The sequence below is a fragment of the Pedobacter sp. MC2016-24 genome (genome assembly GCF_015223055.1).
Taxonomy (GTDB): Bacteria; Bacteroidota; Bacteroidia; order Sphingobacteriales; family Sphingobacteriaceae; genus Pedobacter.
Map to the genome: position 1 here is coordinate 32040 of NZ_JADFBX010000015.1, position 15444 is coordinate 47483.

Sequence of the window (15444 nt, forward strand, 5' to 3'; positions counted from 1 at the left end):
GTATTTCTATGTGGCAGGGAATGATTTTTACTTTGGCGCCCTGGCAAAGGAACGATTTTATAAGAATGACCCAAATGCTTTTGGAAACTATTTTGAAATCATCAAGGATCCAAGCAGGCATTTCGATATCTATGGTAATAAAAAGCCGGTGAAGCAACTTTTTTACCACGGTGTTGAACAATTCCTATCTCATTTTATCCATACCGTTTTATATAAAAGTGATTCGATAGAATCTTACAGGCATTTTCCATTACGTTTTGTATTTGAAGCCGATATTGAAGATCAGGAGAAAGTTTTGATCGAAGCCCTTTTTACAGAAGCAGGCTATTTTAATGTAAAGCGAGTGGATCTAACAGCCGCTTTATTTAAGGTGTTGATTGCGTCAGGTATTGTAGAGCGAGATGGTGCTATTTTACTGCTGAGCAGTATTGACAATAAACTCTTTCTTCAGTTATACAAACGTGGTTTTAGTGATGATCCTTCTCGGATTCAATTGGAGGGGCAGGGTGCGGACACACGTGTAAAGATTTTAGCAGAGATGATTTTGGAGTATATCGTTAGTTTAAATCCATTTTTAAATATCGATACCGGAAAAGAGCTTGGTACATTACTTTCTTTTTGCAAAACGTTACTTGACCAGGATGTACCAATCATTACCGGAGAAGCTGAATTAACAGATGGTCAGAAATATTGGTTCAGAATTACTGCCAGAAATTTGAGCGAAAGGTTGAAATACTATAGCAGTGATCTTATTATTTATACTGCAATAGATGATTTGTTGAGATCAAATGGAATTCATAATGATGCTGTAACTCTTTTGGTGGCTAGTGAAGAACTCAATACACCTTATTTTCTGGAAAAGCTACTTAAAAAGTATATCAAGGTAAAGGCAGTTGATCAAGTTCATTTGAATGAAGCTATGAAATGTATTTTTTCTCAAATAGACTTTTCAAATCCTATTGGACGACGCAATATTTCAGCACCGCCGGCTTCCTTGACGAAACCCGGTTTACCACCACTTCCGTCAAGGAAAGAAGTTACGAGTGTACCTGTTATTACAAAACCAAAACTACCACCATTACCACCCAAGAAAAATTAATAAAATGGCTATACAATTGCAAAAAAAACAGCCAGTATCATTGGCTAAAGAAATGCCAGGAATTCAGGGCTTTGTTGCTGGACTTGGCTGGGATCCTGCTGTTGTGAACGGATATTCCGTTGATTTGGACCTCTCTGTTTTTATGTTAGGTGCGAACGGGAAACTGATTGCTGACGAATTCTTTGTATTCTATAATAATACAGAAAGTCCGGATGGTTCAACAAGTTATCCAGGTGACTCCATAGGCGGAGTCGGAGACGGAGATGACGAAGTTATAAAAGTGGATCTTTCGAAGATTGATGAGCGGGTTGAGTTTCTCTATTTCACGGTTACAATTGACCAATCGGGAGAGCGCTCGCACCACTTTGGTCATGTAAACAACTCCTATATTCTTATTAGAAATATTGCTGACAATTCAATACTCTGCCAGTATAAACTGAACGAAAGCTTTAACAACGAGGATTCACTGGTATTTGCGGCTGTTTCAAGGAACAATGGAGATTGGGATGTTGAAGCTTTAGGCCAGGCGTTTAACGGAGGCTTAGGCACCTTAGTGGAATTGTATCAATAATTAAATTATAAAAAAAAATGAGCTTTAATTTATCAAAAGGAGACAGATTTTCGCTGTCAAAGGCGGCACCTGGTTTGTCTGTCGTTAAAATTGGAATGGGATGGGATCCTAATGATCAACCTAACGGGCCTGAATTTGATCTCGACGTATCTGCATTTGCTATCAACAGTTCTTTCAAAATTCCTTCCGACTCTTATTTTGTGTTCTACGGTCAGGTTAGAATGGGGAATTGCGTGAAGGATATTGTGGAAAATGAACTGGATAGGCCCATTACAGATGATCAATCTATCCTAGGTGCTATTGATGATCCGGATGGGAAGCGCAGCGATGGAGATGACGATGAAGACATGTTTATCGATTTGACAAAAGTTAACCCAAAAGTGGAACAGATCATTATCTGCTGCACAATCTGTAAATATCCACACGACAACAAGAAAGACCGGAGGACCCTGGACCTGAACTTTGGCCAGGTTGAGGATTGCTATATCCGGATAGTCAATGAACTTAATGGTGAAGAACTGCTAAGATATGATCTCAAGGATCAATACACCAATGAGGATGCTGTGGAATTCGGTAGGTTATTTAGAGTTGGCGATAGCTGGGAATTTGAAGCAATGGGCAGGGCGCATACAGGAAGTCTGCAGACTCTGGTAGACATGTACACTTAAAACATATATATCGTTATGGCGTTCAATTTACATAAAAATGGTAGTCCTGAGGGGACTTCTGAATCAAATTCGAAATTTGATCTTTCAAAAAACGTAGCTGCTACTGGTGGGACAGTTGTAGATCGAAAGCGGTCTAATCTGTTAATTTATATAGTCATCGGCCTTTTAACGGTCGCTGGCACTGCCTGGTATTTACTTTCGAACAGAGGCGTTCCAATTGAGAAGACTGGTGCGGTTAGCGCTACATCAGATACGGTTGAAACTCCGGCTATGTCAGCGAAATCGACAGGAGCAATTGATGAAGTGGAAAAAGTTGTAAGTGCCGGAAGTGAAAAAGTAAGCAGTCAGGATGAAAAGGCAGTAAATAAAATTCCTGCCCAGTTTGCTAGCGGGGCTTCTTCGTTTAATAATTTAGACAAAAGGATAGTTAATGATATTATTGCATATTTAGTGAACAATTCATCAGCTAGACTGGAGGTGTTTGGTTATGCAAGTAGCGAAGGCTCTGTTGCCGTTAATCAATCCATTTCTCAGGCCAGAGCTGATGCTTTTAAGAATTATTTGATTGCTAAGTCCGTAAAAGCTGATCGTATAAAGGCTACAGGGAATGGAATAGCAAATCCCATTGCTTCAAATGATACTGAATCTGGACGAAGGAAAAATAGGAGGGTTGAGGTACGGTTAAATTAGTTGTAAAATAATAACTCGGATGAATTTTGATGCGGAAATACCCAAAGCGGCATTTGTCGATTTGGGTATTCTTATTCTTCCGGATCTCATCTTTAAAATATAATTTTATACTTCATTATTGTTCTGCTCAATAAGTGCGGCCATTTTTGAATTAAAGGTAGTTAGATCTGTTTCAGACTTGTAAAAAAACTCCAGATCGGCGGTTTCTACACAGACAATGGCTTTTTGTAACACCATCTCGCCATCCTGAGTCAATTTGATCGTCTTCGCCCTGGTATCTGTTGGGTGTTCGTGACGGGTGATGAAATTCTTCTCTTCCAGCGTTCTCAATACTTTTGATACCATCATCCTGTCCGCATTGCCCTGATTGGCTATATCAACTTGCGTAACCTTTTCACTATCCCTGGATAACCAGGCAAGTGCACAGAGTAGTGCGAACTGGGTATGTGTCAGGTCTAAAGGATCTAAAACACGCTTTAATTTTCTCTGCCATAACATGGTCAGCTGTCCCAAAAGATAGCCTGGACTATCTTCTGGCTTTTTAAAATGAAATTCAATCTTTTTGGACATATCAGTTTGACTTCAGAAAGGTAATGTTATATCCGTCAGGGTCTCTGGCAATGAGGGTTTTCCCGAAAGGTGTTACCTGAACCGGCCCCAAAAGTGTAACATTATTTGCTAATAACTGGGTCTGCAAATCCTCTATTTCTCCATCAATTGCGAACCATAATGAGGCACCGATGCCCAGTTCTTTTCCTTCCAGGTTGCCAATAGGTGTTCTAATGGCAAAACTTGCCTCACCTTTATTATATCTAAAAACACAGGCCGATGGGTTGGGTATCCCTGCTTCCTCAAAACCTAGTTTTTTGGTGTAAAATTCTTTTGAAGTTTCAAGATCCCTAACTTGAAGGGATGCAAATTCTAATTTTCTCATGGCTATATTTCTTTTGTTGTCACAAATATAGTATTCGCGACAACAATTAGCAATTCTTTTTGTAATTGTACATGAATTACTCTTGATTAGATATCACACATATTTTTAAGAACCACAAATTTATGATCAACACCATACGCCATCAAGCAAGGTTTAGGTCATTTATTTGCAGTATGTTGTCATGATAAAAACGGTACATTATTACTATATTGTGGCATTTATTTTAATCGAAACGCTCGCTATGAACTTTAAATCATTTGCCAATCTTTTTTTTTGCTTTTTCTTCTGTACGCTGGTCACATCTTCAGATGTTTTCTCGCAACAAAAAAGTAAGTACAACCTGCTTTGGGAAATAAGTGGAAATGGCTTAAAAAAGCCATCCTACCTTTTTGGCTCTGTACACATTAAGGACAAGCGTGTATTTAACTTTAGCGACTCTGTAATGAAGGCTATCGAATCCAGTTCAGCTTTTGCCCTGGAGTCACATCCTGATTCCATAATAAAAGCGATTTTTGACAGGATTGCGGTAAAAAAGCAATCGCTGAAATCTCCTTTAAAAAATGATTATAAAAAGGATGATGATATGCAGACCTTCATAGATGCCTATCTATACGGTATCGCACGTACCTATAAAAAGAAAATATTTGGGCTTGAAGATGCGGAGGGACAAATGAATCTGCTTTTTGGCGATGATGAAGATGATTTACTTGGCGAAGGTGCTAAAGCGGAAAGAAAGGCGATGGAAGACATCATTGATATATACATCAAAGGAGACATCGATGAGATTTGGGCCTATTTACAGGACAAGGATTTAGAGCAAATGAGCCTGGCGGAACGCAATCTGGTGATGGCTAAAAGTATAACCAATCTGGTAAAAAATGAAACGCTGTTTGCTACGGTAGGCGTTGCACATTTGCCAGGAGAAAAAGGAATCATTGCGCTGTTGCAGCGTGATGGTTATCAATTGAGACCTGTTGGCGCTACATTTACAGGTGGTTCTGCCATTCCTAAGATTGACTATGATAAAATGGACTGGTATACCCATCAAAATAAAGTGAATAATTATAGTGTGGATTTTCCATCAGTACCAATTTCTCAAAACAATGCAGGAGAAAAGATTGCTTTTTGTGCTGATATGATCAGCAATGTTATATTTACAACCTCTTCTTTTTATATAGGGCCTTCCCAGTTTGAAAGTGAGGAAATATTTTTGGATACATTGCTGAGTAAATTTGTAAAGGACAGTACGGTTTTATTGAGCAGACAGCGGGTTGTCAAATATGGCGTTCCTGCCACTGAGATTTTAATTAGGAAAAATACGCGATTTTCCAGGATCCTACTGATTTTTAAAAACAAAACACTTTATAATCTAAGTGTAGAAAGTGACAAAAACAACTTAAATAGTGACTTCGTAGCGCGCTTTTTTAATTCGCTGACGTTCAATGAGGCTATAGCCGTGAATAAAGGGCCCTGGATTGATTTTAAAAATGTTGAAGGTGCATTTTCTGTAAAAATGCCTGTTCAACCTGATCCTATGCGTAAGGAAATCCCCAATAGCACGCACCCAAATTATCCCTCATATGCTTTAAATATGTATTCCGCAGTTGATCAATTGAATATGGTAACTTATATTTTGAGGTATAACGATTTTCCTGGGGGAATGTACCTGTCAGATAAATCAGTTGTGTTCAAAGCCGCTATAAAGGATTTGGAAGGTAAAGGTAAATTGATTGAAGAGCCAAAAGTTATTTTTAAAGATGGTTTTGAAGGAAGGTCCTTTAGCCTGATTCTGCAGGGGACGTTTATGGAAATACAGCTTTTTTTACGTGGAAATAGGACCTATTTATTATTGAGACAAAATATGAATGGACCAGATCCGCTGAAAGAAGATCCTTTCTTTGATTCTTTTAAATTTGATAAATACGCTTTCAAAAAAGGTATAACCACAGCAGTAGGTGCAATTAGTGTCAATTTGCCCCAAAATCTGGTACAGATACCGGGAGAGAAAGATACTGAAGCAAGTACTTCATATTTAAATAACAGCAAGTCTTATTATGCTGTGAATGAAAATTCTGGAAGTTTGTACTGCATTGAACAAGCTGATATCAGTAAATATTATAGAATACGGAACCTGGATTCTTTAAATGCTTTATTTTTAAAGGAGCTGATTGCAGTAGAAGACTCTGTATACCAATCTGAAGATGTTAAAATGGGGGTTGTCAATACAAAGCAAAGCCGGGTTTACAGTAAGTTGTCTGGTAATTATAAGGTGTTCAGAGTTTGGACTTATGATAACCGTTTTTATTGTGGAACTTTAATAGGAGATAAGGAAGAGGTTGAAAGCTCACTTTGGAATGACGTGTTTAAAAACATAAATTATCTGGCAGATAGCAAATTGCCAGAGCTGGCTGCTTCTAAGGCTAATCTTATTGTTAAGAACCTAAGAAGTACCGATACCTTAACTTACAAGGGAGCCTTGGGAGCCCTAAGTTTTTATGAGTTTACCAAGGATGAACTTCCTCAGATTTATAGTGCATTGAGGTATAAATATGCCGATGACACCTCGAGTAACGGGGCACGAGTGCGGTTGATCCGTGAATTGTCTGCATTACATGATTCACAGACCGGAAACTTGCTTAAGGAGTTGTATAAAGATGAGACGAATGCCGAACTGATACGTGTACATGCACTTTCCAGAGTGACAGACGTAGATAAAAATAGCTACGACTGGTATTTAAATGCTTTGCTTGTAAGTAAGCCCTTCAATGCCGATTTACATTGGAATTTATTTCAACCTTTGCGGGATTCAGTTGCTTTTGCTGTAAAAAATATGGATAAGCTAATTGCGCTGACGGAGCATAAAATTTACAGGCCGCAAATATTAAATGTAATGTCTAGAATGTTAACCGAAGAAAAAAAAGCCGAGTATATTGCCATATTGAAGGATGTCAAAGATAAGGTGATGCGTAACGCAATAGCTGATGTGGATACTGAGTTGTTAAAGATAAATACGGCCGAATCTGATGAAATTGATTACGGGATGGTCTATGACTACCTGAGACTTCTGCCCAAATTGGATCTATCAGATATGACAAATAAAATAACAAACAAAATATTGGTTGCTGACTCTATTCCGTATTTACACAATGCCGCTTTAGTTGCAAGAATTACCGCTGGATTAAGTTTGGATAAGCATTTTTTGCAGGCTAAGTTGGATGATGTAGAATCCCGTTATCAGATCATGGAAGCTTTTTACAATGTTGGGAAAATTGAAGACGTTCCTGTAATGTACAGAAAGCACGATGAATTTGCTAAGTTGCTGATGTATAATTTTCTGGACGACGAGAATGGTTATCCGGAATCGATCAAATTATTAGGCAAGTTAACTGAGGAGGGCAAGGCATATTATGCTTTTGAATTTGTTTATGAGGCGGATGAGGGTGTTAAAAATACCTATATAGGGGTAGTTGGTGCTTTTGATGACCAATCTGATCAATTGAACTTTCTGGATTATAAATGCCATACCAATTTAGACAAAAAAGCGGATGACTGGATGAGTCAGGCAAATGTATTGATTAAGGAATTGAATGAAAGTGAGTAGGCTATAATTAGCTTCTGTTTAGTTTGCATGTTGCTGCAGTGTTTATTGTGTGCGGAAAGTTAGATTTTTCAAACGAATTTGTTATTTATTACAGCGTGTTTATCTTTACACGTTATTAAAAAATATTTAATGGATTCCCAACCACACCGGTTTACTAACGATAAATTATTAGAAATCTTGTCGTTATCGCACAATGCGACTGCTATTTATTCCGGTGAAGATATCACCATACAAACCGCAAATGACGCCATGATTGGCTTTTGGGGGAAAGACCGGAGTGTGATTGGTAAGCCACTGGCTGAAGCTGTACCTGAATTGGTCGGTCAACCTTTTCTTGATGTGCTGGGAGAAGTCTGGCGCACAGGTGTGACTTATGAAGCTAAAGACGTAAAGGCCGCACTGGTTGTGGATGGGAGACTACAAAATTTCTATTTTGATTTTATTTATCGCGCGATCAAAAATGAAACTGGTGAAGTTGACTGTATTTTGCATACTGCAACTGATGTAACGGAGTTAAATCAGGAATTGGAAGCCATCAGTGAAGAGCTTAAGTCGTCCAATGAGGAGCTGGCGGCTGCAAATGAGGAATTGGCAGCATCGAACGAAGAGCTGCTATCTACCAATGAAGAGTTGTCCCAAAGCCGGGAACAGTTAGAAGAGTTAGTTGAAGATCTTGCAGACAGCGAGGGCAGGACACGTAGTATTATTCAGGCTGCTCCTTTTCCGATTGGGGTTTACTCCGGGCAGGAAATGCGAATCATTTTTGCCAATGAATCGATTATGGATGTTTGGGGGAAAGGTAGGGATGTCATCGGAAAACTGTATTCAGAAATTTTGCCTGAACTCGATAATCAGGATGTGTTCAATCAATTGGATGAAGTGTTTAGAACGGGCATTCCTTTTCAGGCGAGAAACCAGAGGATAGATCTGGTGGTGCTGGGTAAACCAACAACGTTTTACTTCAATTATAATTTTACCGCTTTAAGTAATGAGGCTGGAGAAATATATGGAGTAATGAATACTGCGGCTGATGTTACCGATGTGGTCCTGGCAAAACAGCAGCTGGAGTCTTCTGCACGGGAACTTGCAACGCTAAACGAAGAGTTGACAGCCTCTAATGAAGAACTGGGTAATTTCAATTCGGAATTGAAAACACTCTTTGAACAATTAAAAATCAGTCAGGATGAGACGCAACTGGCAATTGATGCAGCAGGGCTGGCTACTTTTGACCTCAACCCCCTGACGGGAAAATTTACCGGCAATTCTCTGCTGAAATCCTGGTTCGGTTTGCCATCCGAAGCGGAAATTGAGTTGAAGAAGGCGATCGATGTGATCGCGGAAGATGACCGGGAAAGCGTGGTCGCTGCCATCACCCAATCTATGAACCCTGCTTTAGGTGGCGATTACGATATTTCTTATACCATCATTAATCCGTTAAATCCGGAACCAAGAATAGTCAGGGCTAAAGGAAAAGCATTGTTTAACGAGCAGCAACAGGCTATCCGACTAAGCGGAGTCTTATTGGATGTAACCGAGCAGTTTACTTCTCAGGGGAAAATGGAGCAGCTGATCAACAGTCTTTCGGCCAGTGAACAGAAATTTCGGCTGCTGATCCAAAAGGCACCAGTTGCCATTAACGTATTCCGTACGCCTCAACTGATCATCGAGAATGTGAACGATAAAATGCTGGAAATATGGGGTAAGTCGGCAGAGGTAGAAGGTAAAACTTTCTCTGAGGCCCTGCCGGAGATGTTGTACCAACCTTTTGTGGATATCCTGAATGAGGTATTTGCATCTGGAACTCCTTATTTTGGACTGGAAAATAAAGCGATCATCATGAGCAACGGTGTACCGGAAGAGCGCTATTTCAATTTCATCTATCAGCCGGTTCCTGAAGAAGATGGGAAAATTGACAGCATCTTGCAGGTGGTGACCGAGGTTACTGAGCAGGTGAATGCAAGAAAGGAAATTGCAGATATGAATACCAGGTTGAATATCGCAATTGATGCTGGAGGACTAGGCTCTACAGAAGTTGACCTGGCCACCGGAACAATGGCTTGTAATGCACAGTTTAAGAGTTGCTATGGCCTTACCCCTGATCAGGATTTTACGTATCCTGAACTTTTCGATGCTATGCTGCCCGAATATAGGAATATGGTTAAGCAATTGGTTGCCACAGCCATACAAAACCATAGCGTTTACCGGGCTGAATATGAAGTGATCTGGCCGGATGGTTCGATACATTGGATCAAGGCACATGGTAAGGCGCGTTACAACAGCGATGGTGAGGCGGTTAAAATGGTCGGTATCATTTCTGACGTAACTGAAGCAAAGGCCGATGAGCAACGTAAAAATGATTTTATCGGTATGGTTAGTCACGAACTCAAAACACCTTTAACCTCATTGAGTGGCTACGTACAAATGCTTTACAGAAGGGCAGAAAAGAATAAAGATACTTTCACGGCGGGGGCTTTGGATATGGCTCATAAACAGGTGAAAAAAATGACTACGATGATCAACGGTTTTTTAAATGTATCCCGTCTTGAATCCGGTAAAATTCACATTGACCGGCATAATTTTGATATGGCGGCGCTGCTGAAAGAACTGGAAGAGGAGTTTAACATGACTGTTGCCAGCCATCAGATCTTTTTTGCACCCGTTGGGGAAATCCTGGTAGACGCTGACCGGGATAAGATCGGCCAGGTCATCAATAATTTCATCAGTAATGCCTTGAAATATGCCCCTTCAGGCTCTAGAATTGATATTGCCTGCGAGAAAAATAACAACTGGGTTCAGCTATCTGTCAGGGATGAAGGACTGGGGATAAAAAAAGAAGATCAGCAGAAACTATTTGAACGTTTTTACCGGGTGAAAGACCAGCCCTCAACAATTTCTGGATTTGGCATCGGATTATATTTATGTGCAGAAGTGATACATCGGCATGAAGGTAAAATATGGGTGGAGAGTGAAATCGGTCAGGGATCAACCTTTTATTTCAGTCTGCCGGTTTCATAAAATGCCGGACGGAGAGCAGAAAGAAGTTAAAATTCCTGTAGATATTTCTGTGTATGACAAGACTTTGGAATAAATATGCTTAACCTCGAGCGTATAAGCAGATTTTGAGAAAATTTATATAAAAAATGGAAAAGTGACGGTAAATTGATTTTTTGGACGAAGTTTTGTAAAGCATTTGGATGACGTTCAATTTCTGAGCAACCAATGTTCTGGAATTAGCATATCAATGAAGAAATACCGCAAGCGATACAAAAAGCAAAAAAGATAATTTGATGATTAAAATTAAGACAAATACGCAATTAAGAATTGCTGGAATCCTGTTGCTGAACTTATTGATTCAGGCCTGTCATTCTCAAAATTTTGATCTGGCAACGCTTAAGCTCCCTGTTGCCGAAAGTAGCATCACTTCAAAAATAAAACTTGACGATCAGAAATTTCAGGTAGGTAACCTGAATGAATACATTTCCTTAGAAAAGGATGCTTTATATTTTAGTGGCAAATCCTTGTATGGCAGCATTGATAACAGTCCCAATACATCGTATATGGCCAATGGAGTGCGGTTTTACATTGATAAAAAAACGAATCAGGTAGAAGCTTACCGTTTGGGTATTAAAACTACTGCAGAAACCAGTAAGCTTGAAAAGGGACTGGAAGAGAAATTTGGCAAAACTTTCTACTATTATAAAGATCCGGATATGAATTTCAGAATCTGGGAATACAACGGGAATACTTATTTTCTGGAAGTGAATTCTACGACTGTTTATAATGGTGAACATACCACATCAAGTGACTTATTTGTTGTAAACAACAAATGCGAAGCATTTTTAAATTATTGTATGGCCGGAGGATTTGGCTATTACCAGGATTATCTGAACGCCAAAAAGAAAAGTAACAAAAAGCAGTATACTTACAATGATTTTTTAAATGAGATGAAGGCAGAAGGCAATGATTATTATTTGAAAAAGGTAGTTAGATAATGGCAGATAAATTAATGTTCAATTTCACACAGCGTTTTTCCTCCATCCTTTGCGCTGGCAATAGTGGTTGAAATAATTTCACTTTTACAATTATTTAAACCGTGACATCTGGCGTTTAGGTGGTATTTTTTTGCAACTTTACTGGTACAGATATAGGCTGTTGTACTACGTTCAATGCTGGCGTTACGCATAGATAAGCCGATTCCTCCTACAATGGTGATCAGGAAAATAACGATATCAATTCCATATTTGGTCAATGGGACTCTTTTTCCTGGTTGTTTTAATCGTACAAATTCTTTTTTTTCAATTTCTTCGTGCTTTGCCTTTTCTGGTTCAGATTCCTCTGGTTCAGATTCCGCTGTGATTTCCTTGATTTCTTCATTAACCTCGCCCGGAGTGGTGGTGTAATCTACGCGATAATCATAAGGTCTGCGTTCGAAGCCTATTAGCCAGGCTAAAATTTCAATATTTCTTTCATCCCTGACATTTGTTTCTCCTGATATAAAATTATCTAGCGGTTTAAACCGATCACGGTCAAATCTGTTAATGCTGTGGCTGTAGTCATTTGACTCTTCGCCATTATTAAAAAAATCCCTGATAATTTTCTCATCTTTTTTAAGTGTTCTTGATCTCAAAGCGGCAAGACATTCCTCTTTTAATTTTTTACAAGTCGGGTACACCAGATTCGAAGAAAGCGCTCTTTGATCTTTCTTTTTGTGGTAATCCAAAATCACTGCTTTTTTATAATCATCGAGCATTATCCTATCAATTGATAAGTAAATGTAGCCGGAATTTTCGGAATATTTTATGGTTTTCCGGAATTCCGATGGATTTATAGGAATGATCGGAACCGCATGATGATCAATACTTTTGCTCGCTATACATTTGCTGTCGAAATCGGTTGGAGCTTTCAATTAGCTATTGAAGTTCATGTAAATACCCGTTTTTAAAAGAGAAGAAGTTGCGGTAGGTAATGACCGGTTTGGGAAGCAGTTACTGCCGCCCGCAATGGAATCTCAACCCTTCCCAAAAATTTCAGAAGCGCTTCTGGAATGCCAATGTAGCAACCTCCGCGATAGGATTCGCGGAGGCCTACCAAGTATTTCAATTCTAAATTTTTGAGTTATGTATAGTATTATTTTCTTCTTTTTATTGGGCTTAGTATCCCCATCACATTCAGGTAAAACTTCTAAACATGAATGTAAGAAAACGCCAACCACAATGACGACAATGGATGATGGCCCTGGAGGGGAAGTTGGCGATAACCCGCCTAAACCTTAATATCGAAAAATACGGGCATTTTTTTGCCCGTATTTTTATTATTTTAGGGAAATATTAAAAATATTGAAAACATATATAACGGCTCTTCTTTTACTATTAAACCTTTCTTGCCATCAGGATAAGATTAAAAATCAGGTTTCACAAGAAAACCCATATTACCTCAAGGCTTACGATTTTTTGAGTAAACAAAATACCGACAGCAGTTTCATTTACTTTAATAAAGCTAAAGAAAAATTTTTAAAGGATGGCGATAGTATTAAGGTTGCCAAATGCCTGATCAATATGGCCATTATCAGTGGTGGCAGGGGGGACTCTTTTGGAAGTCAGGAAATTTCTCTTTCAGCTGTCAAATATTTGGATCCAACTTTGGAGGAGGAGAGGGAAATATTGTCTTCCAATTATAATAACTTGGGGAAAATGGCCAATCGCCTAAAGAATTATGAGCAGGCTGCCCAGTTCTATTTCAAATCAATTGAACTCTCTAACGATTCCGCTTCCAAGAATATTTATCTGAATAATCTTGCTATCAATTTAACCGATCAGCTTAAGTATAGTGAGGCGCTTAACTATTTTAAGCAGTTACTCGCTACTAAAAGTATCCAGGAGAACCCGACTACTTTTTCACGGATCTTATCTAATACTGCTAAGACTAAATGGCTTCAGGATCCTAATTTTAATCCGGTCCCTGACTTTCTTAAAGCATTACAGATTCGGCAACAGGGAAAGGATTTTTGGGGACAGAATGCAAGCTTTGCCCACCTCACAGATTTTTACATGAACAAAAGGCCTGATTCTGCATTATTCTATGCACATCAAATGTATCGGGTTGCGCAGCAGGTTACCAGTGCTGATGATCAGATGTATGCTTTGGAGCGGTTAGTTAAACTAAGTGAACCTAAATTGTCCAAACAGTATTTTGAAACTTACAGAAAACTGAAAGATAGTCTGGAAACTGATCGGAATGCCGCCAAGAATCAGTTTGCCATGATTCGGTACGACACGGAAAAAAATAAAGCAGATAATCTGCTGTTGCAGAAAGATAATGCAAAAAAAGAATTTTTACTGATCGTTACGTTGATCTTAGTCGCAGCGGGCACGTTTCTTCTCCTGCTTTGGTACCGAAAAAGGAAGCAAAAGATGGAACTACAGGCCGAAAATGCCATTCGTGATAACAAGTTGAAAATCCATAAAAAAGTACATGATGTTGTTGCAAATGGTTTGTACAGGATGATGTCTGAAATAGAGAACAAGGAAGATATAGATAAGGAAAGAATTTTGGATGATATCGAGGTGCTTTACGAGAAATCCCGCGACATCACTTATGAAGAGATTCATGCCGCTGAGCCTGATTTTCCGGAAAAAATAAATCGCCTGATGGCATCATTTGGCGCTACGAACAGGAGAATCTCGCTGGTAGGTAATGAGGAAGTGTTGTGGGATCAGGTGAGTGCAAAAGCAAAACATGAAATCGTACACATCCTGCAGGAATTGATGGTCAATATGAAAAAGCATAGTGGTGCAAGTAATGTGGTGCTGAAGTTTGAGCGGATTGGTAATCAGGTGAATATCTATTATACGGATGATGGTGTCGGGATCAAAGGAAAGCCGAATTTTAAAAATGGCTTGACAAATACGGGAAACCGTATTGGCAGTATTGGTGGGGCCATTACTTTTGATACAAATAACGATAGGGGATTGAGCATTTTCATTTCCTTTACAACTACCTAAAGATATATGATGTTTGAACGCGTACTAATTGCAGAGGATCAGGAAAGCACCAGTATTTCTGTTCGTAAAACTATAGGGGATTTAAAAATTGTAGATCCTGATTATGTGTTTTATTGCGATGATGCTTTTGCCCGGATCCAAAAGGCACTTAAAATAGGGCAACCTTATGATTTACTAATCACCGATCTTTCTTTTGAAGAAGATCATAACATTCAGAAAATTGTTGACGGTGCCGCGCTGATTAGGGCCGCTAAAAATGAACAGCCCGGGCTCAAGGTCTTGGTGTTTTCGGCCGAGGGTAAGCCCACGGTGATTGATATGCTAATTAAGGATCTCGGTATTGACGGATACGTCCGAAAAGCCCGGCACGATGCTAAAGAACTGAGATCAGCCCTTGAGGCGATTGCACAAGGAAAAAAGTATTTCCCTGCACAGATGAAAGTCCTTGTGAAGGAAAGAAATACTTATGATTTTACCAGTTACGATACCACCATTATCGCTTTGCTTGCCGGCGGTGCAAAGCAAAAAGAGATCCCTGAATATCTTCAACTTAAGGACATCAGGCCTTCAGGTTTGAGTAGCATTGAAAAACGCCTCAATCTGATTAAAGAAGTGTTGGGCTTTTCTACAAATGAACAGCTTATTGCCTATTGCAAGGATTTTAAAATTATCTAAAACTTTAATTTCCCGCTTTACGGTTTCCCGTAAGAAAAACACTGTTCACCTGCTTATTTTCGAATCATAATCAAGAACCGAACATCTGGTTACGAAAAAGAACTACGATATCAAATCATTTGTAAATCACATGCTCTCAATATGTGCATACCATAGGGCTATTCAGTAGTCCTTAATGAGGGCCTTCGGGCCCTCAGGTATCGAT

General features: G+C 39.2%; 12 protein-coding genes. 9 read left to right on the forward strand and 3 right to left on the reverse strand.

The genetic code is table 11. The features are described 5' to 3' along the window. Positions 1 to 10 precede the first annotated feature (10 nt). Genes IM797_RS23335 through IM797_RS23350 form a run of 4 tightly spaced genes read left to right on the forward strand, consistent with a single transcriptional unit; the run spans position 11 to position 3028 of the window. The gene (locus IM797_RS23335) at positions 11 to 1099 is read left to right on the forward strand and encodes a hypothetical protein (RefSeq protein ID WP_194129625.1); all 1089 of its coding nucleotides are present in this window, start codon (positions 11 to 13) and stop codon (positions 1097 to 1099) included. Between the two features lie 4 nt (positions 1100 to 1103). Beyond that, positions 1104 to 1670: a TerD family protein gene (locus IM797_RS23340; RefSeq protein WP_194129626.1), complete on the forward strand. Its 567-nt coding sequence runs from the start codon at positions 1104 to 1106 to the stop codon at positions 1668 to 1670. Positions 1671 to 1687: 17 nt separating this feature from the next. After that, the gene (locus IM797_RS23345) at positions 1688 to 2338 is read left to right on the forward strand and encodes a TerD family protein (RefSeq protein ID WP_194129627.1); all 651 of its coding nucleotides are present in this window, start codon (positions 1688 to 1690) and stop codon (positions 2336 to 2338) included. A gap of 15 nt (positions 2339 to 2353) precedes the next feature. After that, positions 2354 to 3028: an OmpA family protein gene (locus tag IM797_RS23350; protein WP_194129628.1), complete on the forward strand. Its 675-nt coding sequence runs from the start codon at positions 2354 to 2356 to the stop codon at positions 3026 to 3028. A gap of 105 nt (positions 3029 to 3133) precedes the next feature. Here the strand turns inward: IM797_RS23350 and IM797_RS23355 are convergent, their stop codons facing one another. Next, positions 3134 to 3598, reverse strand: a complete 465-nt coding sequence (locus IM797_RS23355; protein ID WP_194129629.1) for a MarR family winged helix-turn-helix transcriptional regulator — start codon at positions 3596 to 3598, stop codon at positions 3134 to 3136. A gap of 1 nt (position 3599) precedes the next feature. After that, the gene (locus IM797_RS23360; protein WP_194129630.1) at positions 3600 to 3962 is read right to left on the reverse strand and encodes a VOC family protein; all 363 of its coding nucleotides are present in this window, start codon (positions 3960 to 3962) and stop codon (positions 3600 to 3602) included. A gap of 241 nt (positions 3963 to 4203) precedes the next feature. Here IM797_RS23360 and IM797_RS23365 point away from each other — a divergent pair, with 241 nt between their 5' ends. From IM797_RS23365 to IM797_RS23375, 3 genes are all read left to right on the forward strand, one after another. Further along, the gene (locus IM797_RS23365) at positions 4204 to 7563 is read left to right on the forward strand and encodes a TraB/GumN family protein (RefSeq protein WP_194129631.1); all 3360 of its coding nucleotides are present in this window, start codon (positions 4204 to 4206) and stop codon (positions 7561 to 7563) included. 129 nt (positions 7564 to 7692) lie between these two features. Continuing rightward, entirely contained in the window at positions 7693 to 10578 is a 2886-nt protein-coding gene (locus IM797_RS23370) for a PAS domain-containing protein (protein ID WP_194129632.1), read from the forward strand. A gap of 272 nt (positions 10579 to 10850) precedes the next feature. Further along, the gene (locus tag IM797_RS23375; RefSeq protein ID WP_194129633.1) at positions 10851 to 11555 is read left to right on the forward strand and encodes a hypothetical protein; all 705 of its coding nucleotides are present in this window, start codon (positions 10851 to 10853) and stop codon (positions 11553 to 11555) included. An 11-nt stretch (positions 11556 to 11566) separates the two neighbouring features. Here the strand turns inward: IM797_RS23375 and IM797_RS23380 are convergent, their stop codons facing one another. Next, positions 11567 to 12469 (reverse strand): hypothetical protein, encoded by a 903-nt coding sequence (locus IM797_RS23380; RefSeq protein ID WP_194129634.1) that lies wholly within the window; start codon positions 12467 to 12469, stop codon positions 11567 to 11569. Between the two features lie 430 nt (positions 12470 to 12899). Between IM797_RS23380 and IM797_RS23385 the strand changes: the two genes are divergently transcribed. Continuing rightward, positions 12900 to 14564 (forward strand): tetratricopeptide repeat-containing sensor histidine kinase, encoded by a 1665-nt coding sequence (locus IM797_RS23385; protein WP_194129635.1) that lies wholly within the window; start codon positions 12900 to 12902, stop codon positions 14562 to 14564. A 6-nt stretch (positions 14565 to 14570) separates the two neighbouring features. Further along, on the forward strand, positions 14571 to 15239 hold the full coding sequence (locus IM797_RS23390) for a response regulator (RefSeq protein WP_370583115.1): 669 nt from the start codon (positions 14571 to 14573) through the stop codon (positions 15237 to 15239). Positions 15240 to 15444: the final 205 nt, after the last annotated feature.

Bases quoted from the DNA above. Each gene is read 5' to 3' on its own strand.
- IM797_RS23340 (WP_194129626.1), top strand. From the start codon at position 1,104: ATGGCTATACAATTGCAAAAAAAACAGCCAGTATCATTGGCTAAAGAA.
- IM797_RS23345 (WP_194129627.1), top strand. From the start codon at position 1,688: ATGAGCTTTAATTTATCAAAAGGAGACAGATTTTCGCTGTCAAAGGCG.
- IM797_RS23350 (WP_194129628.1), top strand. From the start codon at position 2,354: ATGGCGTTCAATTTACATAAAAATGGTAGTCCTGAGGGGACTTCTGAA.
- IM797_RS23355 (WP_194129629.1), bottom strand. From the start codon at position 3,598: ATGTCCAAAAAGATTGAATTTCATTTTAAAAAGCCAGAAGATAGTCCA.
- IM797_RS23360 (WP_194129630.1), bottom strand. From the start codon at position 3,962: ATGAGAAAATTAGAATTTGCATCCCTTCAAGTTAGGGATCTTGAAACT.
- IM797_RS23365 (WP_194129631.1), top strand. From the start codon at position 4,204: ATGAACTTTAAATCATTTGCCAATCTTTTTTTTTGCTTTTTCTTCTGT.
- IM797_RS23370 (WP_194129632.1), top strand. From the start codon at position 7,693: ATGGATTCCCAACCACACCGGTTTACTAACGATAAATTATTAGAAATC.
- IM797_RS23375 (WP_194129633.1), top strand. From the start codon at position 10,851: ATGATTAAAATTAAGACAAATACGCAATTAAGAATTGCTGGAATCCTG.
- IM797_RS23390 (WP_370583115.1), top strand. From the start codon at position 14,571: ATGATGTTTGAACGCGTACTAATTGCAGAGGATCAGGAAAGCACCAGT.